Annotated in this window: 20 protein-coding genes; 15 read left to right on the top strand and 5 right to left on the bottom strand. The window is 68.6% G+C overall.

What is annotated here, in order from left to right:
- Position 1 precedes the first annotated feature (1 nt).
- From AC1DCJ_RS18925 to AC1DCJ_RS18935, 3 genes are read left to right on the top strand one after another with little or no spacing between them, the layout of a single operon-like run.
- Positions 2-6,910: a hybrid sensor histidine kinase/response regulator gene (locus AC1DCJ_RS18925; protein ID WP_478071670.1), complete on the top strand. Its 6,909-nt coding sequence runs from the start codon at positions 2-4 to the stop codon at positions 6,908-6,910.
- On the top strand, positions 6,897-8,234 hold the full coding sequence (locus AC1DCJ_RS18930; RefSeq protein ID WP_478071671.1) for a chemotaxis protein CheB: 1,338 nt from the start codon (positions 6,897-6,899) through the stop codon (positions 8,232-8,234). The genes AC1DCJ_RS18925 and AC1DCJ_RS18930 overlap by 14 nt, the downstream gene beginning before the upstream one ends.
- A 33-nt stretch (positions 8,235-8,267) precedes the next feature.
- Positions 8,268-8,741: a chemotaxis protein CheW gene (locus AC1DCJ_RS18935; RefSeq protein ID WP_137191657.1), complete on the top strand. Its 474-nt coding sequence runs from the start codon at positions 8,268-8,270 to the stop codon at positions 8,739-8,741.
- Between the two features lie 459 nt (positions 8,742-9,200).
- Here AC1DCJ_RS18935 and AC1DCJ_RS18940 read toward each other — a convergent pair whose 3' ends face one another.
- Complete coding sequence (locus tag AC1DCJ_RS18940; RefSeq protein ID WP_478071672.1) at positions 9,201-9,935, bottom strand: 16S rRNA (uracil(1498)-N(3))-methyltransferase; 735 nt, start codon at positions 9,933-9,935, stop codon at positions 9,201-9,203.
- Positions 9,926-11,317, bottom strand: coding sequence for an adenosylmethionine--8-amino-7-oxononanoate transaminase (gene bioA / locus AC1DCJ_RS18945; RefSeq protein ID WP_478071673.1), 1,392 nt, complete (start codon positions 11,315-11,317; stop codon positions 9,926-9,928). Before bioA ends, AC1DCJ_RS18940 begins: the two co-directional genes overlap by 10 nt.
- A gap of 50 nt (positions 11,318-11,367) precedes the next feature.
- Between bioA and nudE the strand changes: the two genes are divergently transcribed.
- The 10 genes from nudE to AC1DCJ_RS18995 all read left to right on the top strand — a co-directional run bounded on the left by nudE (position 11,368) and on the right by AC1DCJ_RS18995 (position 18,881).
- On the top strand, positions 11,368-11,916 hold the full coding sequence (gene nudE, locus AC1DCJ_RS18950; RefSeq protein ID WP_137191654.1) for an ADP compounds hydrolase NudE: 549 nt from the start codon (positions 11,368-11,370) through the stop codon (positions 11,914-11,916).
- Positions 11,913-12,716 (top strand): 3'(2'),5'-bisphosphate nucleotidase CysQ, encoded by an 804-nt coding sequence (gene cysQ / locus AC1DCJ_RS18955; protein ID WP_478071674.1) that lies wholly within the window; start codon positions 11,913-11,915, stop codon positions 12,714-12,716. Before nudE ends, cysQ begins: the two co-directional genes overlap by 4 nt.
- Positions 12,717-12,738: 22 nt before the next feature.
- Positions 12,739-13,551 (top strand): nucleoside triphosphate pyrophosphohydrolase, encoded by an 813-nt coding sequence (gene mazG, locus AC1DCJ_RS18960; protein ID WP_478071675.1) that lies wholly within the window; start codon positions 12,739-12,741, stop codon positions 13,549-13,551.
- Positions 13,548-13,871 carry a YnfA family protein gene (locus AC1DCJ_RS18965; protein WP_038686803.1) on the top strand — a complete coding sequence of 108 codons (324 nt, stop codon included), beginning with the start codon at positions 13,548-13,550 and terminating at the stop codon, positions 13,869-13,871. Before mazG ends, AC1DCJ_RS18965 begins: the two co-directional genes overlap by 4 nt.
- A gap of 85 nt (positions 13,872-13,956) precedes the next feature.
- Positions 13,957-14,262 (top strand): Mpo1-like protein, encoded by a 306-nt coding sequence (locus AC1DCJ_RS18970; protein ID WP_478071676.1) that lies wholly within the window; start codon positions 13,957-13,959, stop codon positions 14,260-14,262.
- Positions 14,263-14,312: 50 nt separating this feature from the next.
- On the top strand, positions 14,313-15,275 hold the full coding sequence (locus tag AC1DCJ_RS18975; RefSeq protein WP_038686807.1) for an SPFH domain-containing protein: 963 nt from the start codon (positions 14,313-14,315) through the stop codon (positions 15,273-15,275).
- A gap of 1 nt (position 15,276) precedes the next feature.
- Positions 15,277-15,708, top strand: a complete 432-nt coding sequence (locus tag AC1DCJ_RS18980) for an NfeD family protein (protein WP_038686809.1) — start codon at positions 15,277-15,279, stop codon at positions 15,706-15,708.
- A gap of 75 nt (positions 15,709-15,783) precedes the next feature.
- Positions 15,784-16,896: a glycine cleavage system aminomethyltransferase GcvT gene (gene gcvT / locus AC1DCJ_RS18985; RefSeq protein ID WP_463601485.1), complete on the top strand. Its 1,113-nt coding sequence runs from the start codon at positions 15,784-15,786 to the stop codon at positions 16,894-16,896.
- 89 nt (positions 16,897-16,985) lie between these two features.
- Entirely contained in the window at positions 16,986-17,381 is a 396-nt protein-coding gene (gene gcvH / locus AC1DCJ_RS18990) for a glycine cleavage system protein GcvH (RefSeq protein WP_038686813.1), read from the top strand.
- Positions 17,382-18,317: 936 nt separating this feature from the next.
- The gene (locus tag AC1DCJ_RS18995; RefSeq protein WP_038686815.1) at positions 18,318-18,881 is read left to right on the top strand and encodes a hypothetical protein; all 564 of its coding nucleotides are present in this window, start codon (positions 18,318-18,320) and stop codon (positions 18,879-18,881) included.
- Between the two features lie 316 nt (positions 18,882-19,197).
- Here AC1DCJ_RS18995 and AC1DCJ_RS19000 read toward each other — a convergent pair whose 3' ends face one another.
- On the bottom strand, positions 19,198-20,586 hold the full coding sequence (locus tag AC1DCJ_RS19000) for a serine hydrolase domain-containing protein (protein WP_137191648.1): 1,389 nt from the start codon (positions 20,584-20,586) through the stop codon (positions 19,198-19,200).
- 153 nt (positions 20,587-20,739) lie between these two features.
- Positions 20,740-22,344, bottom strand: coding sequence for a GMC family oxidoreductase (locus AC1DCJ_RS19005; protein WP_478071677.1), 1,605 nt, complete (start codon positions 22,342-22,344; stop codon positions 20,740-20,742).
- Positions 22,345-22,549: 205 nt separating this feature from the next.
- On the opposite strand from AC1DCJ_RS19005, the gene AC1DCJ_RS19010 reads away from it, so the two are divergent.
- Positions 22,550-23,884, top strand: a complete 1,335-nt coding sequence (locus AC1DCJ_RS19010) for an NTP/NDP exchange transporter (RefSeq protein ID WP_478071678.1) — start codon at positions 22,550-22,552, stop codon at positions 23,882-23,884.
- A 29-nt stretch (positions 23,885-23,913) separates the two neighbouring features.
- The gene (locus AC1DCJ_RS19015; RefSeq protein WP_038686823.1) at positions 23,914-24,270 is read left to right on the top strand and encodes a DUF1304 domain-containing protein; all 357 of its coding nucleotides are present in this window, start codon (positions 23,914-23,916) and stop codon (positions 24,268-24,270) included.
- Positions 24,271-24,315: 45 nt separating this feature from the next.
- Here AC1DCJ_RS19015 and AC1DCJ_RS19020 read toward each other — a convergent pair whose 3' ends face one another.
- Positions 24,316-24,786: a hotdog fold domain-containing protein gene (locus AC1DCJ_RS19020; protein WP_478071679.1), complete on the bottom strand. Its 471-nt coding sequence runs from the start codon at positions 24,784-24,786 to the stop codon at positions 24,316-24,318.
- Between the last annotated feature and the right edge of the window lie 46 nt (positions 24,787-24,832).

Below are 24,832 nucleotides of genomic sequence, written 5' to 3' on the forward strand. Positions count from 1 at the left end.
CATGAGCACGCTGCGCGATGCCATGAGCCACGCCGCCCTGGGCTGGGTCAAGCCGGAACTGGACGAAACCCTGCGCCAGGTGCGCAACGAGGTGGAGTACTACGCCGAAGACCCCTCCGACGCCGGCCGCATGCGCTTCTGCGCCGGCTACCTGCACCAGGTGCAGGGCACCCTGCGCATGGTGGAGTTGTACGCCCCGGCGATGGTGGCCGAAGAGCTGGAGCAGCTGGCCAATGCCATCGGCGCCGGCGAGGTGCCCGACCGTGACGAAGCCTGCGCCACCCTGATGCGCGGCAGCGTGCTGCTGCCCGACTACCTGGAGCGCCTGCAGAACGGTCACCGCGACATTCCCATCGTGCTGCTGCCGCTGCTCAACGACATCCGCTCGGCACGCGCCGCGCCGGGTATCAACGAGAGCGTGCTGTTCGCGTTCGCCCCGGACAGCGTCACCGCCACCGAGGCCGAGCTCGACCATGCCCGTGGCAGCCTGAGCGGGCGCAACCGCGAACTGCTCGATACCGTGGGCAATGCGGTCAAGGAAGAGCTGCTGCGGATCAAGGACGCACTGGACCTGCACCTGCGCACCGGCGGCGATCCGGTGCAGCTGCAGACCCAGGTCAACGAACTGGGCGCGGTTGCCGATACCCTGGGCATGATGGGCCTGGGCGTGGCCCGCGGCGTGGTCGTGCAACAGCGCGATGCGCTGCGCAGCGTCGTCCAGGGCGAGCAGCAGATCGACGAAAGCCTGCTGCTGGATATCGCCGGTGCGCTGCTGTACGTGGACGCCTCGCTGGACGACCAGGTCGCCCATCTGGGCGCCGGCGGCAGTGGCGAGGACGATCCGAGCGCGGTGGAGAACCGGCGCACGGTGGAGGTGCTGGCGCATGAAGCCATCGCCAATTTCGCCGCCGCGCGCGAGCACTTCGTCGCCTTCATCGAAACCAACTGGAACCACCAGCAGCTGGCGGAAGTGCCGCGCCTGCTGGGCGAGGTGTCCGGTGCGTTGCGCATGCTCGACCTGGCCACGCCGGCCGACTACCTGCAGGGTGTGCGCCAGTACATCACGGTGGAACTGATCGGCCGCCAGCGCGTGCCGAGCGGGCGCCAGCTGGACACCCTGGCCGATGCCATGGCCAGCCTGGAGTACTACCTCGAAGCCCTGCGCGAACGCCGCCCGGGCCGCGAGGAAATCCTCGATATCACCCGCACCAGCCTGGAAACGCTGCGTTACTGGCCGCTGCCGGACGCCAATGCCGTCCAGCCGGACGCCACCGCAGAAGCCCTGCCGGTGGCCGCCGAGCCGATCGAATTGACGCCGTGGGATGCGCCGTCGGTCGAGCCGATCGCCGTGCCCGTCACCCCGAGCGCACCGCCGCCGGGCAGCGTGCCGCCGTCGTTCCCGGAATTCACCTTCGACCCGCTGCCGGACGCCGCCCTGGCCACCGCCGTGGCAGCCGGTGCGTCGCTGGTGTTCGACGCATCGACCGCGCCCGCGCCGGAGGCACCGCAGTGGACGCTGTCCGCCGAGGCCGATGCGGCCGCCGACCACGCCGAACCCAGCTTCGCCCGTTTCGACCCGGTGATCGCCGAGGACAGCCCCGCGGTGCGCTGGGACGCGCTGCCGCCGATGCATGTGGCCCTGGAGACGCTGGACGCCACCGACACGGTGTCCGCGCAGGCCGACGCGCATGCGCAGGAAGAGGTGTCCTTCAGCGGTGGGTTCGACCCCGTTGCCGCCGAGCATGACGCGCTGGAGTTCAGCGACGAGCCCATCGAATTCACCTTCGATGCGCCGCTGCACAATGCCGGCGACGTGCTGTCGCTGCAGATCGACGATACCGTCGCGCCCACCGTGGCCCCGGTTGCCGATGCCGCGCCGGACCTGGACGTGGCCCAGTTGCCGTCGTTCCTGCAGGCGACCGATGCCGTTGCCGTTGACGACGCCATTGCGCACATCGACGCGGTCATTGCCGAACCGGTCGAGGCTGCCGAGCCGACCTTGGTCGCAGATGACAGCGCGGTCGCAGACGCATCCGTCGATGCGGCAGTGCCGACCGACACCGACGACCAGACCCACGCCGACGACGTGGCTGCGCAGGATCCGACCCCGGTCGTGACCCACAGCAGCACCGGCGTGCATGCCGCGGTGATTGGCAAGATCGAGCTGGACGACGAATCCGCGCGCTTCCTGGCCGAGCTGGATGCGGCCGCCGCGCAGTTCAGCACCGCGCCTGCGGTCACCCCCGATGCCCTGGCCGCGGTATCGCCGGCCAATGCGGTCAGTGAGACCGACAGCATCGAAGCCGGCTTCGAGGACGATGGCGAGAACATCGACCAGGACATCCGCGAGGTCTTCATCGAAGAGTTCGACGAGGAACTGGTCAACCTCGGCAACCTGCTGCCGGTCTGGCGCGCCGCGCCGGACAACCTGGACCGTCTGCGTCCGATCCGCCGCGTTTTCCACACCCTCAAGGGCAGCGGCCGGCTGGTCGGCGCACGCACCCTGGGCGAGTTCAGCTGGAAAATCGAAGGCATGCTCAACCGCGTGCTCGACGGTACCCGGCCGGCTACCCCGGCCGTGGTGGCCATGGTCACCCAGGCGTATGAGGTGCTGCCGCAGCTCAACGCAGCGCTGCGCGGCGAAGGCCGCGTGACGGCCGACCTGCAGGCCATGCAGGCCATTGCCGATCGCGTGGCAGCGGGCGAAGAAACCTTCCATGTGCCGCTGCAGCGGGCCGCGCCCGTCGTGGCCGCGCCGGTGGAAGTGGTGGACGCCACCGAAGCCACCGCCGTCGTCGACGTCGTCGAAGCCGCCGGTACCCCGGCCAACATCGACGAAGTGCTGCGCGAAATCCTCGAAGCCGAGGTGGATACCCATCAGGCCACGTTGCAGGCCTGGTTGCGCGAGGCCAGCGTGGCCCCGCAGCCGGTCACCGACACCCTGCTGCGCGCGGTGCACACCATGAACGGTGCGTTCGCGATGACCGACGTGCCCGAAATCACCGCCGTCACCGGGGGCGCCGAGAGCTTCATCAAGCGCTCGCTGGCCGCCGATACCGCCCCGGACGCCGATGGCGTGGACGCGCTGTCGGCCACCGCCGACGCGATCACCGCCACGATGACGGCCCTGCAGGCCGACGCACCGCGGATTCCGGTGCAGGCCGCGCTTGCCGCGCGCCTGCAGGCCCTGGCCGACACGCTGCCCGAAGCGCGCTGGCCGGCCCTGGTGGCCGACGATGAAGAAGACGACCTGGCCTTCGAGCAGGACGCGCTGGACGGCGATGCCGTCGAGCCGGGCGCTGTCGAACCGCAGGCCGTGGATCCGGACGCCGTGGACGCCGTCGCGTCCCTTGATGCAGCCGCTCCGGTGACCGGCGACGACGTCGCCGCGAACGACGACGACGCTCTGGCCACACTGCCGCAGGCAGACGCGCAGGGCGGTTACGCCGGCCTGGACGACAGTGCCGATAGCGACCTGCAGTTGGCCGAGATCGACGCCGACGCCCTGACCGTGGTCGAGCCGACCGCCGTTGAGACCGATGCGGTTGAGACGGAGACCGGTGACGCGCTGGACGCCGATGCGCTGGTGGTCGACGAACTGACCGGCAGCGATGACCTGTCGGCGTACTTCGATGCCGATCTTCCGGTGCATGCCGCGCCCACCGCGAGCAACGAGATCGCGCTGGACGATGCACAGCCTGATGCAGGCCGTGCCGAGGCCGGCGTTGCCGACGCTGCCACGTTCGATGCGGTACCGCACGACGCTGCAGCGGACGGGCAGGGCGCGCATGACGGTCTGGAGGCGGTCGAACTGACCGGCGCCAACGACCTGTCGCGCTTCCTCGACGCCGATGTGACGCCGCCGGTGGCCGAGGCGAGCGGCGACGTTGCTGCTGCTACGGACGCTGCCGCAGACGACACCTCGATCAACGACGTGGTCCTGGACGACGTATCGGCGGTTGCCACCGTGGAGACGCCGGACACCGCGGCCGAAGCCGAAGCCGAAGCCGAAGTCGAAGCCGAAGTTGAAGCTGAAGCTGAAGCTGAAGCTGAAACCGCCGTGGAAGCAGACGCAGACGCCAACACCTCGTTGGAAGCGCCGCTCGACGCAACCGACGATGCCGCACCCGCGGCGTCGGAACAGGCGCTGGATGCAGACGATCAGGACACGCGCGACGCACTGGACGAGGCCCTGCCGCCGACGCCGGCGTTCGGCGAACTGGTCGACGAACAGCAGGCACTGGACGACGGGCTGACCGTGATCGACGCGCCGCAGGCCGACGATGCGGCCGACAGCGTGCTGGGCCTGGATGCCATCCACGACGCGCAGGAACAGCGCGACGAGGCCGACGCCTTTGCCGAGGATGTGACCGACACCGACACCGACACCGACACCACCACGCCGACGCCGTTCTTCGAACTGGAAGACGCGCCCGTGGCCGCCGCCGGCGCATCGGTTGCCGTGCTGTCCACGCACGAGGACCCGGCCACCCCGGCCGAGGCAACCGTTGCCACCGACAGCGTGCTCGATACCGATGCCGATGACGACGAGGACAGCGCCGACGCGCTGGACTTCAGCGTGCTCGATCAGGAGCTGGTCGACATCTTCGTGGAAGAAGGCAAGGACCTGCTCGACCATTGCGATGGCCTGATCAGCGAACTGCGCGCCGCGCCCAACGACCGCGACGTCATTGCCGGCCTGCAGCGTGACCTGCACACCCTCAAGGGTGGCGCACGCATGGCCGGGATCAACCCGATCGGCGACCTGGGCCATGGCATCGAATCGCTGCTGGAAGCCGTTGCGGCCAACCGCACCGACATCGACCGCAGCGACGTGCACCTGCTTGAACGTGGCTTCGATCGCCTGCACCAGCTGCTGACCCGTACCGGGCAGCACCGCAGCGTGTCGATGCCCGACGACCTGATCCATGCGTTCGAACAGCGCACGCTGGGTCGGGTCGACGTGGCCGTCGATACCAGTGCCGACACCGTGCAGGACAGCGCACCGGTCGAGGTCGATACGGCCGTCGCCGCGGCGCCGCTCTCGGCACCGGTGCCGCTGGAAACCAGCAGCGACGACGATGCCCTGGCGCGTCCGCAGCAGGAACAGGTACGCGTGCGCGCCGACCTGCTCGACCGCCTGGTCAACCACGCCGGTGAAGTGGCGATCTACCGCTCGCGCCTGGAACAGCAGCTCGGTGCCTTCCGTGGCGCCATGGGCGAACTGGATCGCACCAACGCGCGTCTGCGCGACCAGCTGCGGCGCCTGGACCTGGAAACCGAAGCGCAGATCGTTGCTCGCTACCAGCGTGAGCAGGATCAGGCCGACCACAAGTTCGATCCGCTGGAACTGGACCGCTTCTCCACGCTGCAGCAGCTCAGCCGCGCGCTGAACGAGTCCGCCGCCGACTTGGGCGGCCTGCAGGGCGTGCTGGACGACCTGTCGCGCCAGTACGACGTGCTGCTGCAACAGCAGTCGCGGGTCAGCTCGGAACTGCAGGACGGCCTGATGCGTGCGCGCATGGTGCCGTTCGACGGTCTGGTGCCGCGCCTGCGTCGCGTGGTCCGCCAGGCTGGCCAGGACACCGGCAAGCAGGTCCACGTGATCCTGGAAGGGACCCACGGCGAACTGGACCGCAACGTCCTGGACCGCATGGTCGCGCCGCTGGAACACATGCTGCGCAACTCGGTTGCCCACGGGCTGGAAACGCCGGAACAGCGCCGTGCTGCCGGCAAGCCGGAAGAGGGCGAGATCGCCATCCGTCTGCGCCGCGAAGGCTCGGAAATCGTGTTGGAAGTGGCCGACGACGGCGCTGGGCTGGACCGCGAGGCGATCCGTCGCCGCGCCGAACAGCGTGGCCTGGTGCAGGCCGATGCCGTGCTCGGCGACGCCGAACTGGACGCGATGATCTTCTCGCCAGGCTTCAGCACCGCCGACCAGGTCAGCCAGCTGGCCGGCCGTGGCGTGGGCATGGACGTGGTGCACAACGAAGTGCGCCAGCTGGGCGGCTCGGTGGATATCCACTCGGTGCGCGGCCAGGGCGTCACCTTCACCCTGCGCCTGCCGCAGACGCTGGCAGTCACCCAGGCGGTGTTCGTGCAGATCGGCGAGACCACCTACGCAGTGCCGGTGGCCTCGGTCAGCGGTATCGGCCGGATCTCGCGCGAGCGCTTTGAAACCATCGATGGCGACTACCACTACGGTGGCGAAGCCTTCGCCCTGCACGACCTGGGTACGCTGGTGGGCCAAGGCCCGGCGCGTGCCGAGGGCCAGGCACAGGTGCCGCTGCTGCTGGTGCGTGCCGGTGAACTGCGCGCGGCCGTTGCGATCGACCAGGTGCTGGGCAACCGCGAAATCGTGGTCAAGCCGGTCGGCCTGCAGATCGCGTCGGTGCCGGGTATCTACGGCGCCACCATCACCGGCGATGGCCGCGTGGTGGTCATCCTCGACGTCGCACCGCTGGTCCGCCGCTTCCAGGCCAACCCGCACAAGCCGATCGCCGTGACCAGCCAGGTCAGCGACCGCCAGGCACCGCTGGTGATGGTGGTCGACGATTCGCTGACCATGCGCAAGGTCACCGGCCGCATCCTGGAGCGCCACAACTTCGAAGTGGCGGTCGCCCGCGATGGTGTGGAAGCACTGGAGCGTCTGGAAGAGCGGGTCCCCGACCTGATGCTGCTGGATATCGAAATGCCGCGCATGGATGGCTATGAACTGGCCACGGCGATGCGCGCCGATCCGCGCTACAAGGATGTGCCGATCGTGATGATCACCTCGCGCAGTGGCGACAAGCACCGTCAGCGCGCCTTCGAAATTGGCGTCCAGCGTTACCTGGGCAAGCCTTACCAGGAACTGGACCTGATGCGAAACGTGTACGACCTGCTGGGGATCGCCCGTGTCCGCGAATGACCTGCCTTTGCTGTTGTCGGTAGCGCTGCTGGCGCGCCCGGGGCAGGCCCGCGAGCGCCTGCGCGACGCGTTGGCCCAGGCCGGCGCCACCCTGGTGCTGGAAGAGGATCCCAACACGCTGGACGTGCAGGTGCTGCGCGACGCAGCGCCGGGCGCGGTGCTGATCGCGCTGGAACCGGCGATCGAAGACGCGTTGGAGCGCCTGGACCCGGTGCTGGGCTCGCCGTCGCTGACCCTGATCTTCGACGAAGCCGAACTGGCCGCCCGCCGTGAAGGCTGGGAAGCGCAGCGCTGGGCACGGCACCTGGTGGCCAAGCTGCACGGCCACCACGACGTGTTGCCGCCAGGGTCGGAACAGGACAGCCTGCTCCAGCCCGAGCCCGGCATGCCGACCACGCCGGCCGAACTGCATGCCGATGCCCCGCTGGACTTCCACGTCCGCGAGGCCTTCGATGCCGCCGCGGACGTTCCGGCCGATGGCCTGTACCAGGCCCCGGATGCGTTGAGCGAACCGATGTCGCTGGAAGAAGCGCTGGCCGCCCTGCAGCCGCCTTCGCCGGCCGCTGCACCATCCGTCCCGCCGCCGGTGCCACCGTCGGCGCCGCCGGCCGTTGCCCGCGCGCCGCTGGGCGACCACAGCAGCTGGTCGCTGGTGGATGACAGTGCCGACACCGCCGCCGCCGCGCCTGCAAGCGCGGCGGCCGGTGCGGATGCGGCACCGCCGCCGCTGTCTGCGTTCGATATCGAACGGCTGTCGCTGGTCGAACTGGAGGCCGAGCGCCCCAACGACGGCGCCGCCGCAGGTGCGGTGCTGGTGCTGGCCGGTATCGGCGGCCCGGACGCGCTGCGCCGCCTGCTGGCCACGCTGCCGGCGGGGCTGGCCACGCCGGTGCTGGTGCACATGCGCCTGGATGGCGGCCGCTACGGCAACCTGGTCAAGCAGATGGCGCGCGTGTCCGCGTTGCCGGTGCTGCTGGCCGAAGCCGACCAGCCGGTCCAGGCCGGCAACGCCTACATCCTGCCTGACGACATCGGCCTGGCCGAACGTCAGCGCGGCCTGTATTTCCACGGTGATGCACAGGGCGTCCAGGTGGCCACGCTGCCGCCGGCGCACAGTGCCGTGGTGCTGCTCAGTGGCGCCGACACGGCCCAGGTCGAGGACGTGCTGGCCCTGGCCGCCGCAGGCGCCTGGGTGGGCGCACAGGTCGGCGAAGGCTGCTACGACCCGGCCGCGGCAAACGCCGCGGTGGCCGCCGGGATGGACGCGGGCGAGCCGCCGCAGCTGGCCCAGAGCATCGTCGAACGTTGGGGTGTGAGCGAGTAATCGCCGCGCCGTACCCTTTTCAGGAATCACGCCATGAGTTACGCCAGCAACGACGAAATCCGCGGGGTATTGATCCAGGCCGGGCACGAACGCGTGCTGCTGCCCAATGCCACCGTGGCCGAGATGATGTCCAAGGTGGCCGTGCAGAGCGTGCCGGACGCACCGGCCTGGCTGGTCGGCCAGATTGCCTGGCACGGTTGGGACGTGCCGCTGCTGTCGTTCGCGCGGCTGTCCGGGCTGGGCGACGAACTGGTCACCAGCAACAACAAGGTGGTGGTGCTCAAGGCGCTGGGCGGCAACGCGAAGCGCCCGTATTTCGCGCTGCTCACCCAGACCTTCCCGCAGCTGATCTCGGTGCCGCGTGACGGCCTGCTCGCCGACGCCTCCGAGGAAACCCTGCCGCAGGGCGTGCACATGCGCGTGCTGCTGGGCGAGCAGAGCGCGCTGCTGCCCGACCTGGATGCGCTGGAAGCCGCGCTGGACGAGGCCTACCCCGTCGCGGGGTAGGTGCCGACCGTTGGTCGGCACACGCGTTGCGCACCGACCATTCGAGCACCGACCAACGGTCGGTGCCTACCGCGACGCCGATTCGCACCGGACCTTTCACGCACCGACCAACGGTCGGTGCCTACCGTGACGCCGATTTGTGCACCGACCGTTCGTGCACCGGCCCACGGTCCGTGCCCACACGATGCCGATTCGCGCACCGGACGTTTCACGCACCGACCAACGGTCGGTGCCTACCGTGACGCCGATTTGTGCACCGACCGTTCGTGCACCGACCCACGGTCCGTGCCCACGCGATGCCGATTCGCGCACCGACCGTTCGTGCACTGATTTGTGCACCGACCATATCGGGTGCGTGATCGATGGTAGGTGCCGACCGTTGGTCGGCACATGCGCCAAATACCGATCCGCACACGGCCGGTAACGACCAACGGTCGGCACCCGCCGCAATGTGATCGGTCAGCCCAGGTCGCCCAGACGCGCCTGCACCGCCGCGATGGCGGCCAGCCCGGCCGTTTCGGTGCGCAGGATGCGCGGACCCAGCTGCAGCCCCTGGAAGCCCGCCTCGCCCAATGCCTGCCGATCCCGTGGCGACCAGCCGCCCTCCGGGCCAATCGCAATCACCACGCCACCCCGTGCCGGCTGCAGGGTGGACAGGCGATGCTCGCCCAGCGGGTCCAGGGTGAGTTTGAGCGCCTCGGCCGGCACCTGCCGCGCGGCGTCCAGCAGCGATTGCGGCGCCGCAACGCTCGGCACCCGCGCACGCCCGGACTGGCCACAGGCCGACACCACCACGCTGGTCCAGTGCGCCAGCCGCTTCTCCGCGCGCGCCGCATCCAGTTTCACTTCGGTACGTTCGGCGTTGACCGGCACGATCGCGTTGACCCCCAGTTCGGTGGCCTTCTGCAGGATCAGGTCCATCTTCTCGCCGCGGGCGATGCCCTGCAGCAGGGTGATGTGCAGCGGCGATTCGTTGGCCACCGCCAGCGCGGCGTCGATGCGCACCTGCGCATCCCGCTTGCCCACCACCACCAGGGTGGCGCGGTAATCGTGGCCGTCGCCGTTGAACAGCACGCAGCCGTCGCCCTCGCGCAGGCGCATCACCCGGACCAGGTGATTGGCCGCTTCCTCGGGCAGCGACAGGGTCTGGCCCACCGCCAGCGGAGTCTCGACATGGCACCGGGTCAAGCGCATGCAACAGCCTCCTCGATCGCGGCCAGGGTGGTCTGGGCCAACAGGTCCAGGTGGTCGTCGTCCACGCAGTACGGCGGCATCCAGTACAGCACGTTGCCCAGCGGGCGCAGCACCACGCCACGCTTGAGCGCGGCGGTGTAGGCGTGCAGACCCACCCGCGCCTCGGCCGGGAACGGGGTGCGCTTGTCGCCGTTGCGGGTCAGTTCGAAGGCCACCACCATCCCGGCCTGGCGTACGTCGGCCACGTGCGGGTGGTCGGTGAACGGGGCGGCCAGCGTGCGCATCACCTCGGCGGTGCTGCGGTTGCGCACGATCACGTCCTCGCCGGCGAAGATGTCCAGCGTGGCCAAGGCCGCGGCGCAGGCCAGCGGATTGCCGGTATAGCTGTGCGAGTGCAGGAACGCGCGCTCGCGCGAATCGTCCAGGAACGCGTCATACAACGCCTGGGTGGCCAGCACCGCCGACAGCGGCAGGAAGCCGCCGGTCAGGCCCTTGGACAGGCACAGCAGGTCGGGCATCACCCCGGCCTGTTCGCAGGCGAACATCGTGCCGGTGCGCCCGAAGCCGGTGGCGATCTCGTCAGCGATCAGGAACGCGCCGTTGGCGTCGCACAGTTCGCGCGCACGCTGCAGGTACACCGGGTCGTGCATGCGCATGCCGCCGGCGCACTGCAGGCGCGGCTCCAGGATCACCGCGCAGATCTCGCCGGGGTGCTGGTCGAACAGCGTGGCCAGCGCATCGGCCGCCTGGTGCGCGCGCTGCGCGGCGGTCTGCCCGTCTTCGGCCAGGTAGGCGTCCGGCGAGGGGGCAAACAGCGCCTCGGTCAGCAGCGGCGCATACACTCGCCGGTACAGCGGGATGTCGCCCACCGACAGCGCGCCCAGGGTCTCGCCGTGGTAGCCGTTCTCCAGCGCCACGAAGCGGGTGCGGTGGTGCTCGCCCCGGTTGCGGAAGTAGTGGAAGGCCATCTTCAGGGCCACCTCGACCCCGGCCGAGCCGTTGTCGGCATAGAACACCTTTGCCAGCGTGTCGCGCCCAGCCTGGCGCGGGGCGATCGCCAGCAGGCGCTCGGCCAGCGCCACCGCCGGTTCATGGCTGAAGCCGGCCAGCATCACCTGTTCCAGCTGGGTGGCCTGCTGCGCGATGGCCGCACCGATCCGCGGGTGCGCATGGCCGAACAGATTGGTCCACCAGCTGCTGACCGCGTCCAGGTAGCGTTTGCCGTCGTGATCGATCAGCCACGGGCCTTCGCCCCGCGCGATCGGCACCAGCGGCAGGGTGTCGGGGTGCTCGCGCATCTGCGTGCACGGATGCCACAGCACGGCCAGGTCGCGTTGCCGCCACCGATCGGCCAGCGTTAAGGGGGCTGGGTCTGCTAGCATTTCAGGCTCATGAAGACGTTTTCACCAGCTCCCATTCTAGAGATGCTCGCATGAGCCGTCGCCTGCCCATCATCCACAAGATCACGGACGAGCAGAGCGGGCCGTTCCAGCGCCAGCACCTTGACCTGGAATTCTCCAATGGCGAGCGCCGCCGCTTCGAGCGGCTGGTCAGCCATGGCCACGGCGCGGTGGTGGTGGTGCCGATGCTGGACGACGAGACGGTGCTGCTGGTGCGTGAATACGCCGCCGGCATGCACCGCTACGAGCTTGGCCTGGTCAAGGGCCGCATCGATGCCGGCGAAAGCCCCGAGCAGGCCGCCGACCGTGAATTGAAGGAAGAGGCTGGTTACGGCGCCCGGCGCCTGGACGTGCTGCGGGCGATGACCCTGGCCCCCACCTACATGAGCCACCAGTCGTGGCTGGTGGTGGCACGCGACCTGTATCCCGAACGCCTGGTCGGCGACGAGCCCGAGGAACTGGAAGTAGTGCCCTGGAAGCTGGCCGATCTGGACCAGCTGATGCTGCGTGAGGATTTTTCCGAGGGCCGATCACTGGCGGCGTTGTTCATCGCCCGGCAGTGGCTGGAACGCGGGGAATGATCAAGCTCACCACCGATTTGCGCGAAACCGTCATCGCCATCGCCCAGGACGCCGCCGCCGCCATCATGGCGGTGTATGCCACGCCGTTCGATGTGACGATCAAATCCGACCACAGCCCGGTCACCGCCGCCGACCTGGCCGCCAACGCGGTGATCGAACGCGGTCTGCAGCAGCTCACCCCGGACCTGCCGATCCTGTCCGAAGAGTCGGCCCAGGTGCCGTGGGAGGTGCGCCAGCACTGGGGCGCCTACTGGCTGGTGGACCCGCTCGATGGCACCCGCGAGTTCGTCAAACGCAACGACGAATTCAGCGTCAACATCGCCCTGATCTACCAAGGCGCGCCGGCCTTCGGCGTGGTGCTGGCCCCGGTCAGCGGGATCGCCTGGCACGCCATGCGCGGGGAGCTGGCCTACCGCCGCCTGGGCATGCACGACACCGTGCTGCGCGCGCGCGCACCGGCCACGCCGCCGCTGAAAGTAGCGGCCAGCCGCTCGCACCGCAGCGCGCAGACCGAGGCCCTGCTGGCGCGCATGGGGGAGATCGAGGTGGTTGCACAGGGCTCCTCGCTCAAATTCTGCCGCATTGCCGAAGGCACGCTGGACGTGTACCCGCGGCTGGGCCCCACCTCCGAATGGGACACCGCCGCTGGCCAGTGCGTGCTGCACGCCGCCGGGGGCGCGGTGCTGTCGGCGGCCACCGGCAAACCGTTCCGCTACAACCGCCGCGAAAGCCTGTTGAACGGCGATTTCATCGCCCTCGGCGACACCCGCCTGCCGTGGCACGCGTGGCTGCCGGACTGACCCGCTGTCGAAGGAGGACTGCATGACCGCCACCGCTGAACTGGACCGCCTGCTGGGCATCATGGCGCGGCTGCGCGACCCGCAGGACGGCTGCCCCTGGGACCTGCAGCAGGACTTTTCCAGCATCGCCCCCTACACCATCGAAGAGGCCTACGAAGTGGCCGATGCAATCGACCGCGGTGACCTGGTCGACCTGCAGGACGAGCTGGGCGATCTGCTGCTGCAGGTGGTGTTCCATGCGCAGATGGCCAGCGAGCAGGGCGCGTTCGGCTTTGCCGACGTGGCCCGCTCGATCAGCGACAAGATGCAGCGCCGCCACCCGCACGTGTTCGCCCAGGTGCAGGTCGACGGCGCCGAGGACGTGAACGCCAACTGGGACGCGATCAAGCGTGCCGAGCGTGCCGCCAAGGGCCATGCCGACACCTCCGCACTGGCCGGCATTTCGCGCGGCCTGCCGGAGTGGCAGCGGGCGATGAAGCTGCAGGCGCGCGCGGCGCGGGTCGGGTTCGACTGGCCCGGCCCGGCACCGGTGATCGACAAGGTGCGCGAGGAACTGGACGAAGTGGCCGCCGAGTTCGCGCAGGGCGCGGTGGAGGACAACCACGCCCGCCTGCAGGAAGAACTGGGCGACCTGCTGTTCGTCTGCGCCAACCTGGCCCGCCACGCCAAGGTGGACGTGGGCGCGGCGCTGCGCCAGGCCAACCACAAGTTCGAACGCCGCTTCCGGGCGATGGAAGCGCAGGCCGCGGCCGCCGGCCAGTCGATGGCCGCGCTGGACCTGGAGGCGCAGGAACAGCTGTGGCAGCAGGCCAAGGCCGACGAAGCCACCCCGTGAAAACGCTGCTGCTGTTCATCCTCACCGCCGTGGCTGAAATCGTCGGCTGCTACCTGCCGTGGCTGTGGCTGCGTAAGGACGGCAGCGCCTGGCTGCTGCTGCCGGCGGCGGCCAGCCTGGCCCTGTTCGCGTGGCTGCTGACCCTGCATCCGGCCGCCAGCGGGCGGGTGTATGCGGCCTATGGCGGGGTCTACATCGGCACCGCGTTGATGTGGCTGTGGCTGGTGGACGGCATCCGTCCCAGCCGCTGGGACCTGCTCGGGGTCGGGCTGTGCCTGGCCGGCATGATGGTCATCATGTTCGCCCCGCGCACCGCGTAAACCGGCGCCGCCGATCGCCGGCGGCCACCACGGAAACCATCCACCCACACGGTAGTGCCGGCCGCTGGCCGGCTCCCCGGCGTCTGTGCAGAGCCGGCCCGCCAGCTTCCGTGCCTTTTATCCGTTCTATCTGGACGAACACCGCCATCCGGTGTCGCGCCGTCTGCATTTCATCGGCAGCTGCGGCGTGCTGCTGCTGGTGGCCGTTGCGATCGTGCGCGGCCAACCGGGCTGGCTGTTGGCCGCGCTCGGCTGTGGCTATGGGTTCGCCTGGGTCGGCCATTTTTTCTTCGAGAAGAACCGGCCCGCCACCTTCCAGCATCCGTTCTATTCCTTCGCCGGCGACTGGGTGATGTTCTGGGACATCCTCCGGGGCCGGATCCGGCTGTAGCGTCAGCGTCGCCATGCCCGGGCCACGCCCCGGGGTACAGGAGTACTTCGATGTTTCCAACCGTCCTGTTTTCGCTGGTCCTGGCTTTCGTGGCCGTGGTCATCCTGTTCAAGGCGGTGCGGATGGTGCCGCAGGGGTATGAATGGACGGTGGAGCGCTTCGGGCGCTACACCCACACCATGTCGCCCGGCCTGCACTTCCTGATCCCCATCGTGTACGGGGTAGGGCGCAAGGTGAACATGATGGAGCAGGTGCTGGACGTCCCCGGCCAGGAGGTGATCACCAAGGACAACGCGGCGGTGCGCGTGGACGGGGTGGTGTTCTTCCAGGTGCTGGACGCCTCCAAGGCGGCCTACGAGGTGTCGGTGCTGGAAGTGGCGATGATCGCGCTGGTGCAGACCAACATCCGCACCGTGATCGGCTCGATGGACCTGGATGAATCGCTCAGCCAGCGCGAGGTGATCAACGCCAAGCTGCTGAACGTGGTCGATCACGCGACCAACCCGTGGGGAGTGAAGGTCAACCGGATCGAGATCCGCGACATCCAGCCGCCGCGCGACCTGCTCGACGCCATGGCGCGGCAGATGAAGGCCGAGCGCGAGAAGCGTGCGCAGATCCTGGAGGCCGAAGGGTCGCGGCAGTCGGAGATCCTGCGCGCCGAAGGCGAGAAGCAGGCCGCCGTGCTGGAGGCCGAAGGACGCAAGGAGGCCGCGTTCCGCGATGCCGAAGCACGCGAGCGGTCGGCCGAAGCCGAGGCCAACGCGACGCGGATGGTGTCCGAGGCCATTGCGCAGGGCGATGTGCAGGCGATCAATTACTTCATCGCGCAGAAGTATGTGGAGGCGTTCAAGGAGCTGGCCACCTCGCCCAACCAGAAGCTGGTGTTGATGCCGATGGAGGCCAGCGGGGTCATCGGCTCGATTGCCGGCGTTGCCGAACTGGCGCGCGAGGCCTTTGCCAAACAGGAAGACAAGCGAACCCCGCGCGCCGTTCCGCCGCGGGCAGGAGGCTGAGATGCGCTGGGAAGTTGTCGGGTGGGGCGCGCTGGCGCTGGTGCTGTTCGCTGCCGAGGCGCTGGCGCCGGGTGCCTTCATGCTGTGGATCGGCATCGGTGCGGCGGCGGTCTTCGTGCTGGTGGCCGTGTTCAGCGACATTCCCCTGCTGTGGCAGGTGGTGGCCTTCGTGCTGCTGTCGGTGGTGTCCATCCAGTGCTACCGGCACTGGGGACGGGGCCGCGACCGGCAGAGCGATACGCCGCTGTTGAACCGCCGCGCCGAGCAGCTGGTGGGGCGGGTGGTGGTGATCGACCAGGACATCGTGGCGGGCAAGGGCCGGGCCAAGATCGACGACGCGTTCTGGGTGGTGGCCGGGCCCGATCTGCCGGCCGGCACCCGCGTGCGCGTGGTGGCGGTGGAGGGCATGACACTGCAGGTGCAGCCGGTCTGACGCAACGCCGCAGGCGTTGTGAAGACGGTTCTGGGATAATGCCGGTCTTGCCTTCATTCCCCCGGAAAAACGGTCATGACCCAGAAGACGCTTCTCAACGACACCCACCGCGCGCTCGGCGCAAAGATGGTCGATTTCGGTGGCTGGGACATGCCCATCCATTACGGTTCGCAGCTGGACGAGCACCACCTGGTGCGCGCCGATGCCGGCATGTTCGACGTCAGCCACATGACCGTGGTCGACCTGCGCGGTGAGCAGGTCAAGCCGTTCCTGCGCACGCTGCTGGCCAACTCGGTGGACAAGCTGAAGGCCACCGGCAAGGCACTGTATTCGTGCATGCTCAACCCGCGCGGTGGGGTCATCGACGACCTGATCGTGTACTACCTGGCCGACGACTTCTTCCGCATGGTGGTCAACGCCTCCACCCGCGAAAAGGACCTGGCCTGGATCCGCGAGCAGGCTGCCGCGTTCAACGTGGACGTCACCGAGCGCGACGACCTGGCGATCATCGCCGTGCAGGGCCCGACCGCGCGTGAGCGGGTGATCGGCCTGGCCGCAGACGGCGACCGTGCCGCGCTGGAGAAGCTGGGCCGCTTCGCCGCGCTGGAGGCCACCGCTGCCAGTGGCACGCCGCTGTTCGTGGCGCGTACCGGCTACACCGGTGAAGACGGTTTCGAGATCCTGCTGCCGCAGGCCGACGTGGTGGCGTTCTGGAACGCGCTGGCCGCCGCGGGCGTGCGTCCGGCCGGGCTGGGCGCGCGCGATACGCTGCGCCTAGAAGCCGGCATGAACCTGTACGGCCAGGACATGGACGAAGACATCACCCCCTACGAAGCCGCGCTGGCCTGGACCGTGGCGCTGGACGAGGGCCGCCCGTTCATCGGCCGTGACGTGCTGGAAGCGCAGAAGGCGGCAGGCGACGCGCGCCAGCTGATCGGCCTGGTGATGGACGAGAAGGGCGTGTTGCGTCACGGCCAGCCGGTGCTCACCGCCAGCGGCCAGGGCGAGATCCTGTCCGGCACGTTCTCCCCGACCCTGGGCAAGGGCATCGCGTTCGCGCGGGTGCCGGCCGGCGAACTGGGCCAGGTGCACGTGGACATCCGTGGCAAGCAGGTGCCGGTGCGCGTGGTGAAGTTCCCGTTCGTGCGCGAGGGCCAGGCCCAGCCGGGCGTGCTCGCCGACGCCTGATTTTTTCCCGGCGCCGACCTGTCAGTGGTCGGCGCCGGTGGTTACACTACCCCCGTTTCTTGACCCCTGAAATTCCTCGGAGCAGTCCCATGAGCGAGATCCCCGGCGACCTCAAATTCCTCAAGTCCCATGAGTGGGCACGCGTCGAAGGCAATGGCCGCGTCACCGTCGGTATTTCCGACCACGCCCAGGGCCTGCTTGGCGACCTGGTGTACGTCGAACTGCCGGCGGTGGGCGACGAAGTGAAGGCGGGCCAGCAGGCCGCCGTGGTCGAGTCGGTCAAGGCCGCCTCGGACGTGTACAGCCCGGTCACCGGCACCGTTGTCGAAGTCAACGAAGCGCTGTCGGACAAGCCGGAAACCATCAACGAAGATGCTTACGGCGAAGGCTGGATCTACGTGGTCGAGTTCTCGGCCAACGACGAGTTGAACGATCTGCTGGGCCCGGACGAGTACGCCGAGCTGCTGGAAGACGACGAGCACTGATCGTCGCCTGATCGCGAAGAACGGCCGCCCGGTGCGGCCGTTTTTTTTKCCTGCGCGGTGGCCGCCGGCGTCGGCGTTATCCGTACGTGACGAAAACGCCCGCGTTGCGGTCCGCCATCGCGATGCCGTCGGTGGCTTATGCGCATCGGTGGGGTACGCATCGGTGTCCGGTCATGAGCGCGCGTCGGGGTGTCGGCGTGCGCGCCGGGTGTCCTCGCCGAGCGCGTGCGCGGTGCACATCCGGGTCGCGCGCGGCGGTCGTGGCACGTCGAACCGGTGCGATCGGGGAGGCGGCGACCGCCTGAAAGTTTGCGCATTTGCGTAAATCCGGTGGCAAAACGCGATCGAAGATGTGAAAAGTTTTCGACTCTGTTTGGGTGCGGTGTGGGTAGCGTCCGGGGCGCCGCCGGGTGCGCGTGCACGGTTGCCCGGAGACGCGCGGTGCGCGCGCACTGAAAATACGAAAGTGCTTCTTTTAAGCGGTTTTCTTTTCGCCTGCCGCATGCGTTGCGTGTCTGGTCGCTGCGTGCGCGGCAGCATTGCACGCCGTTGAGGGTGTTCGCCGAGGGCGCCGACGTCGGGTCGCGGGGGCGTTCGGTGTGAAAATTTTTCGCCCCGGTTGTTGACAGTGAAAAAAAGCGTGATTAGGTTTCGCCACAGCAGACCTTGCTGCGAACAGAGTGAGCAGAATCGACATCCAGTCGCGAAGCACAACCTGGACATCCACCTCGCGTCATAAGACGGTGGAGATGGCTTCGCTTCCCTCAGCGAACCGCAAGGCCCCTTCCCATTCGATACCCGCCTGGCCACCTGCGGTGGGTATCCCCGTATCCGTCACGACGCGCTTGACGCGACGGCGGTCCCCGCGATGTCGCACTGCGGGTTTGCTTTACCTGGGCGTTTCCACTCCATAGATCACTGACGAGGAGCCATCCCATGGCAACCAAGAAAGCTGCGAAGAAAAAGCCGGCCGCCAAAAAGGCCGTCAAGAAGGTAGCCAAGAAAGCCGCCGCCAAGAAGGCCGTGAAGAAGGTAGCCAAGAAGGCGGCTGCCAAGAAGACGGTGAAGAAGGCAGCGAAGAAGGCGACCGCCCGCAAGGCAGTGAAGAAGACGGCAAAGAAGGCAGTCCGCAAGGTTGCCAAGAAGGCCGCCGCCAAGAAGACCGCGAAGAAGGCAGTGAAGAAGACGGCGAAGAAGGCAGTCCGCAAGGTCGCCAAGAAGGCCGCCGCCAAGAAGACCGCCAAGAAAGCCGTTCGCAAGGTAGCCAAGAAGGCCACGGCCAAGAAGGCGACCAAGAAGGCTGCAAAGAAGACCGCAAAGAAGGCCGTACGCAAGGTAGCCAAGAAGGCCACCGCGAAGAAGGCGACCGCGCGCAAGGCTCCGGCCAAGAAGGCGTCCGCCAAGAAAGCGGTGAAGAAGGTTGCAAAGCGCAAGCCGGCCGTTCGCAAGAAGAAGGCCGCTCCGGTCGCCCTGCCGGCAACCCCGGCACCGCTGATCTAACGCAGTTCCCGATGCCGTAACTGAAACCCCTTCCCTGGCAGCCCAGCGGGGAGGGGGTTTTTTTATGGGCATTCGGTATGCGGATCGCGGCGCACGATGTCCCGGTAGAGCCGACCGTTGGTCGGCTGCCCTTCGGCGATTGCACGGCAGCCGACCAACGGTCGGCTCTACCGCATCTTTTCCGTCGGCCCGACGTTGGGCGGTACGCCCGCATCCCGGTAGGTACCGACCGTTGGTCGGTACGCTCCCCACCGCACCCCAAACCAAAAAAAAAGGCGGCCAACCGGCCGCCTTTTCGATCCATCCCGCGCTGCGATCAGCGCGGCGACGCCACCGCGCGGTTGGACGACACGCCCTTGCGCTTGGTTGCCGGGGCGCCGTCTTCCACCATCAGGTTGTCGCTGCCGAAGTCGGTGTCCACGTCCAGCCAGCGTTGGGTGGGCAGGCCCATGGCCTGGTCCAGTACGGTGGGCAGCAGGCCGCTGGGCAGGCTGCTTTCGCCGTTCCACATGATGGCGATGCCCAGGTCGCGTTCGGGCACCAGCGCGACCAGGCCGCGATAGCCCTGCACGGCACCGGCATGGAAAATCACTTCATGCCCGGCGTAGTCGAAGTTGCGCCAGCCCAGTGCATACCCGGCCGAGTGCAGGCGCTCGCGGCGCCAGCCCGAGCGCATCTCGCCGGGGGTGTTGATCAGGGTCGAGTGCAGCGTGGCCAGCAGCGGCGCAGGCAGCACGTCGGGGCGGTGGCCGGTGTGGGCGAGCAGCCACTGCGCCATGTCGCTGGCGCTGGCGTTGACGCCGGCTGCAGGCGCCAGGCGGTAGTAGGTGGGCTTGGGGTTCAGCGACACCCAGCCGTTGCGGCTGCGCACGTGCGGTCGCGCCCAGCGCGAACTGGCCTGGATGCCGGCCAGGCCGAGGCTCGCGTCGTCCATGCCCAGTGGCTTGAACAGGCGGCGTTCCACCGACTGCTCGTAGAAGCTGCCGGAGGCGGCGTAGACCACGTCACCGATCAGGCTGAAGGCCACGTTCTGGTAGGCATAGCAATCGCCCGGCAGGCACTTGAGTGAGGTCGAGGCCAGCTTGTGGGTGAGCGTGTAGTACTCGGCGTTGGCTTCCACGTCGCGGTCGTACGCGTTGTAGGGCAGGCCGACGCGGTGGCTGAGCAGGTCGGCCACGGTGAGGCGTTCGGTGGCCTCCGGCGAGCTCAGCTGGAAGCCGGGCACGTAGTCGGTGACCTTGCTGTCCCAGCGCAGCGTGCCGTCGTTGACCAGCAGGCCGGCCATGGTGCCGGCGAAGGCCTTGGACAGCGATGCCAGGCGGAACACGGTATGCGCATCGACCATCTGCGGGTTGTTGACGTCGGTGACGCCGTAGCCACGCGCGCTGAGCACGCGGCCGCCCTGGACGATGGCCACGGCCATGCCAGGCACACGCTCGCCGTAGGTCAGCTGCTGGGCCATGGCTTCGATCGCGGCTACGTTGAAGCCCTGTGCCGGCGGCAGCACCTGCACATTCGCCGGCGTGGTGCGATAGGCGGCCGGCTGGGTGTGCGCGATCGTTGCGGTGTTTTCGATGTTGACCGGGAAGGCGCCCGGCGCAGCACTGGGCGTCTGTGCAGTAGACGACATGGCGATGGGCATCAACATGCCCAGCAACCCGGTGGCCGCCGAACGGATCGGGCGACGCCTGCTGTTCTGATTCATCGTTCTGGACCCGTGCGCAACTGCTGTGGGTGATTCTAGCGCTGCTTTTCCTGATTGCACAAACCAAGCGAAGATGAATGCGTATCTGGTTGAAAAGGCCCGGTTTTTGCATCCGTGGCGTGCGCCGTGCCAGCGCCGGCGGCGCACCCCTGTTCAGCTTGCCCCGGCCGCCTCGATGATCCACTGCGCGGCGCGTTCGGCCAGCATGATGGTGGGCGCGTTGGTATTGCCACTGACCAGGCGGGGCATCACCGACGCATCCACCACGCGAAGGCGGCGCACCCCGCGTACGCGCAGCTGCGGGTCGACCACGGCGTCGGCATGGGTGCCCATCGCGCAGGTGCCCACCGGGTGGTAGATGGTCTCGGCCTTGGCGCGGATGAAGGTTTCCAGTGCCGCCTCGTCCAGGTCCTGCCGCGGCGGGAAGATCGGCGCCCCGCGCCAGCGGTCGAACGCCGGTTGGCGCAGGATCTCGGCCGACATCCGCACGCACGCTTTCATCATCGCCAGATCCGCCCCCTCGGCATCACTGAGGTAATTGGCCTGGATCCGTGGGGGCGAGGCGGGGTTGGCATCGCGCAGGCTGATCCGGCCCCGGCTGCGCGGGTGCAGGGCACACGCATGCAGCGTGTAGCCGTCGCCCGGCAGGCGGTGGCGGCCGTGGTTGTCCAGCATCGCCGGCACGAAGTGGAACTGCACGTCGGCGCGTGCGTCGCCGGCCAGCGGTGAGCGGGCAAAGCCACCGGCCTCGGCGATGTTGCTGGTGCCGGCGCCGCGGCGGCCGCGCAGGAAGTAGTCGAAGGCGATCCGCGCCTGGTTGCTGCGGTCGTAGCTCACGCCCGGATGGGTATGCACCAGCGTGCAGATGTCCAGGTGGTCCTGCAGGTTGGCACCGACCCCCGGCAGGTCGGCACGTACCTCGATGCCGTGCGCGCGCAGCGGGGTGGCCGCACCGATGCCCGACAGCATCAGCAACTGCGGCGAGTGCACCGCACCGGCGCTGAGGATCACCTCGGCGCTGGCCGCGGCATGCCGATGCCGGCCACCGTGGCGGAAGTACACGCCTGTGGCGGTGTCGCCATCGAAGCCCAGCGCGGTGGCATGTGCGCCGGTGAGCACGGTGAGGTTGCGCCGGTCACCGGCCGGGTGCAGGTAGGCGGTCGCGCTGGAGCACCGCGCGCCATCGCGCTGGGTGACCTGGTACAGACCCACCCCGAGCTGCTCGGCGCCGTTGAAGTCGTCGTTGCGCGCATGCCCAGCCTGCGCGGCAGCGTCGAGGAAGGCGTCGGAGAGCGGGTTGTGGTGACGCAGGTCGGCGACCGACAACGGGCCGGCGTCGCCGTGCAGGGCGCTGCCGCCGCGGCTGTTGGCTTCGCTGTGCAGGAACCACGGCAGCACCTGCGCCCATCCCCAGCCGTCGGCGCCGTCGGCGGCCCAGCGGTCGTAGTCGGCCGGCACGCCGCGCACGTAGCACATCGCATTGATCGCACTGGAGCCGCCCAGCACCTTGCCACGCGGCCACCACAGCCGGCGGCCTGCCAGGGCCGGCTCGGCGTCGGTGTCCAGGTTCCAGTTGATGCGGCGGTTGTTGACCAGCCGCGCCAAGCCGGCCGGCATGTGGATGAACGGGTTGCGGTCGCGCGGACCGGCTTCCAGCAGCAGCACGCGGCAGCGCGGGTCGGCGCTGAGCCGGTTGGCCAGCACGCAGCCGGCCGACCCGGCACCGACGATGATGTAGTCGTACGTGTCCGTCCCCACGGCTGGCGGCCCCTTCGGTAGGTAGCCCCGAGCATAGGGCAGCGCGGCCCGCGGCGGGGCAACGCGATCACGGCTACGCAGCGTTGCGCGGATGAGGGGCGCTGCTACTGGCGATGTTGCGGTGCATCGTTTACCTTGCGCGCTTTCCTGCCCGGAGTTTCACGATGCCGCCGTTGTCACGCCGCCCGAACCGGGAGTGGGTGCGATGAGTGCTGCAGCAACGGCCCCGGTGCGGCCGGGCCTGCGCGGGGCGCTGCGGCAGTCGCCGCCGCTGATCTGGGCGTGCGTGTACTTCTTCTGCCTGCTCAGCGGCTACTACGTGCTGCGGCCGGTGCGCGAGGCGATGGCCGCCTCGGCCGACGCGCAGGCGGTGTTCCCGCCCGTGTTGATCGACTGGTTCAGCGCACACGGCATCGCGATGCAGGACTTCGTGCTGCAGTTCCTGTTCACCGGCGTGTTCTTCATCATGCTGGTGCTGCAGCCGCTCTACGGCGCGGTGGTGAGTCGCTACGCGCGGCGGGTATTCCTGCCGGCGGTGTATGGCTTCTTCATCGTCTGCCTGCTGGGCTTCTACGTGCTGTTCGACAGCGGCGTGCCGGGGCGCGGCATGGCGTTCTTCTTCTGGGCCGCGGTGTTCAACCTGTTTGCGGTGGCGGTGTTCTGGAGCTTCATGGCCGACGTGTTCTCCAACGCCCAGGCCCGCGAGGTGTACGGCTACATCGGCGCGGCCGGCACCCTCGGCGCGTTCCTGGGGCCGATCATCACCGCGGCGCTGGTCAAGCGGGTCGGGATCGCCAATCTGATGCTGGTTTCGGCCGGCTTCCTGACGGCCTGCCTGGTGTGCATCTGGCGGCTGCGGTTGTGGGCGGTGGCGCGCGAGCAGGAGCAGCAGCTGGCCTCCGGTGAAACCCCGATGGGCGGCAGCGTACTCGATGGCCTGAAGCTGATCGCGCGTGAGCCGCTGCTGCGCTGGCTGGCCGTGCTGGTGCTGTTCGGGGTGGGGGTGGGCACGCTGCTGTACAACGAGCAGGCCGCGATCGCCCGCCAGTTCTATCCGGACGAGGCGGCGCGGACCGCGTTCTACTCGCAGATCGACCTGGCGGTGAACGCGCTGACGCTGGTGCTGCAGTTGGGCCTGACCCGGTGGCTGCTGTCGCGCCACGGCATCGCGCCGGCCCTGTTGATTCCCGGCGTGGCGATCATCTTCGGCTTCCTGCTGCTGGCGGCCTGGCCGTTGGCGCTGATGGTGGCGATCGTGCAGGTGATGACCCGCGCCAGCGAGTTCTCGCTGGCCAAGCCCGCGCGCGAAACGATCTACACCCGGGTGGACCGCCAGTGGCGCTACAAGGCCGGCGCGGCGATCGACACGGTGGTCTACCGCGGCGCCGACCTGACCTTCGCCTGGGTGCACAAGGGGCTGTCGGTGTTCGGGTCGCACGCGGTGTTCGCCGGGGGCGTGGTGGTCGCTGGCTGCATGACGGCCGCGGCCATCGGCCTGCTGCACGAAGAAAAGAAGCTGCCGGGCGAGCGCCCGGAGTAAGCTTCATCGACCCTCTTCAAGGCCTCCCCATGTACTGGACCGCACTGACCCTGACCCTGCTGGTCGCCCTGCTGCACGTGTACTTCCTCGTGCTGGAAATGTTCCTGTGGACCAAGCCGTTGGGGTTGAAGACCTTCCGCAATACGCCGGAAAAGGCCGAAACCACCCGCGTGCTGGCCGCCAACCAGGGGCTCTACAACGGCTTCCTCGCCGCCGGGCTGTTCTGGGGGCTGTTCGACCACCTGCCGATGCTGGTGAACTTCATGCTGGGCTGCGTGATCGTGGCCGGCTGCTACGGCGCCTACAGCGTCAACAAGCGCATCTTCTTCATCCAGGCCGTGCCGGCGATCCTGGCCGTGGCCGCGTGGTGGATGGTCCCCGCCTGACCCCGGGGGGGTAGAGCCACCCCATGGGTGGCTGCGCGGCACCAATCAGCGCTTGACCGGTGACACCCACATCTGGATGCGCGCCTCGAACACGGCCGTGCCGGCGTCGTCGCACACCTGCACATTCACCGGCAGCGCGTAGCCGGCCTCGGCGGCCACGATCGGCTGCTCCGGCGTGGCCACGGCATGCTGCGTGCCCGTGGCCTTGGCCAGGTACTGCACCTCCATGCCCTTGGGGATCCAGCGCATGCCTTTGGGCAGCGAGGCATCCACCATGAGCCCGGCGGTGAGCTCGGCGAGGTTGCACAGCGCGATCGCGTGCACGGTGCCGATATGGTTGGTGACCTTGCGCCGGTGCGCGATGCGCCCTTCGCAACGGCCGGGCTCGAGCAGGGTGATGCGCGGGGCGATGCTGGCGAAGTAGGGCGCCTTGAAACACACCGCGCGCGAAAACAGCCAGTTGCCGGCAGGCCAGCGCTGCATGCGGCGATACAGGTTCAACAGGGGAGCGGACATGGAGGCCTCTCAAAAAAACGGCGGACCGAAGTCCGCCGTTGTGGGT

This window comes from Stenotrophomonas sp. 10N36, from assembly GCF_056395005.1.

What these genes read in the sequence shown, in the direction of transcription:
- AC1DCJ_RS19000 (WP_137191648.1), bottom strand. Translation starts at nt 20,586, where the DNA reads ATGAATCAGAACAGCAGGCGTCGCCCGATCCGTTCGGCGGCCACCGGG.
- AC1DCJ_RS19010 (WP_478071678.1), top strand. Translation starts at nt 22,550, where the DNA reads ATGAGTGCTGCAGCAACGGCCCCGGTGCGGCCGGGCCTGCGCGGGGCG.
- AC1DCJ_RS18925 (WP_478071670.1), top strand. Translation starts at nt 2, where the DNA reads ATGAGCACGCTGCGCGATGCCATGAGCCACGCCGCCCTGGGCTGGGTC.
- gcvT (WP_463601485.1), top strand. Translation starts at nt 15,784, where the DNA reads ATGACCCAGAAGACGCTTCTCAACGACACCCACCGCGCGCTCGGCGCA.
- cysQ (WP_478071674.1), top strand. Translation starts at nt 11,913, where the DNA reads ATGATCAAGCTCACCACCGATTTGCGCGAAACCGTCATCGCCATCGCC.
- AC1DCJ_RS19020 (WP_478071679.1), bottom strand. Translation starts at nt 24,786, where the DNA reads ATGTCCGCTCCCCTGTTGAACCTGTATCGCCGCATGCAGCGCTGGCCT.
- AC1DCJ_RS18940 (WP_478071672.1), bottom strand. Translation starts at nt 9,935, where the DNA reads ATGCGCTTGACCCGGTGCCATGTCGAGACTCCGCTGGCGGTGGGCCAG.
- mazG (WP_478071675.1), top strand. Translation starts at nt 12,739, where the DNA reads ATGACCGCCACCGCTGAACTGGACCGCCTGCTGGGCATCATGGCGCGG.
- AC1DCJ_RS18975 (WP_038686807.1), top strand. Translation starts at nt 14,313, where the DNA reads ATGTTTCCAACCGTCCTGTTTTCGCTGGTCCTGGCTTTCGTGGCCGTG.
- AC1DCJ_RS18995 (WP_038686815.1), top strand. Translation starts at nt 18,318, where the DNA reads ATGGCAACCAAGAAAGCTGCGAAGAAAAAGCCGGCCGCCAAAAAGGCC.
- nudE (WP_137191654.1), top strand. Translation starts at nt 11,368, where the DNA reads ATGAGCCGTCGCCTGCCCATCATCCACAAGATCACGGACGAGCAGAGC.
- AC1DCJ_RS19015 (WP_038686823.1), top strand. Translation starts at nt 23,914, where the DNA reads ATGTACTGGACCGCACTGACCCTGACCCTGCTGGTCGCCCTGCTGCAC.
- gcvH (WP_038686813.1), top strand. Translation starts at nt 16,986, where the DNA reads ATGAGCGAGATCCCCGGCGACCTCAAATTCCTCAAGTCCCATGAGTGG.
- AC1DCJ_RS18935 (WP_137191657.1), top strand. Translation starts at nt 8,268, where the DNA reads ATGAGTTACGCCAGCAACGACGAAATCCGCGGGGTATTGATCCAGGCC.
- AC1DCJ_RS18980 (WP_038686809.1), top strand. Translation starts at nt 15,277, where the DNA reads ATGCGCTGGGAAGTTGTCGGGTGGGGCGCGCTGGCGCTGGTGCTGTTC.
- bioA (WP_478071673.1), bottom strand. Translation starts at nt 11,317, where the DNA reads ATGCTAGCAGACCCAGCCCCCTTAACGCTGGCCGATCGGTGGCGGCAA.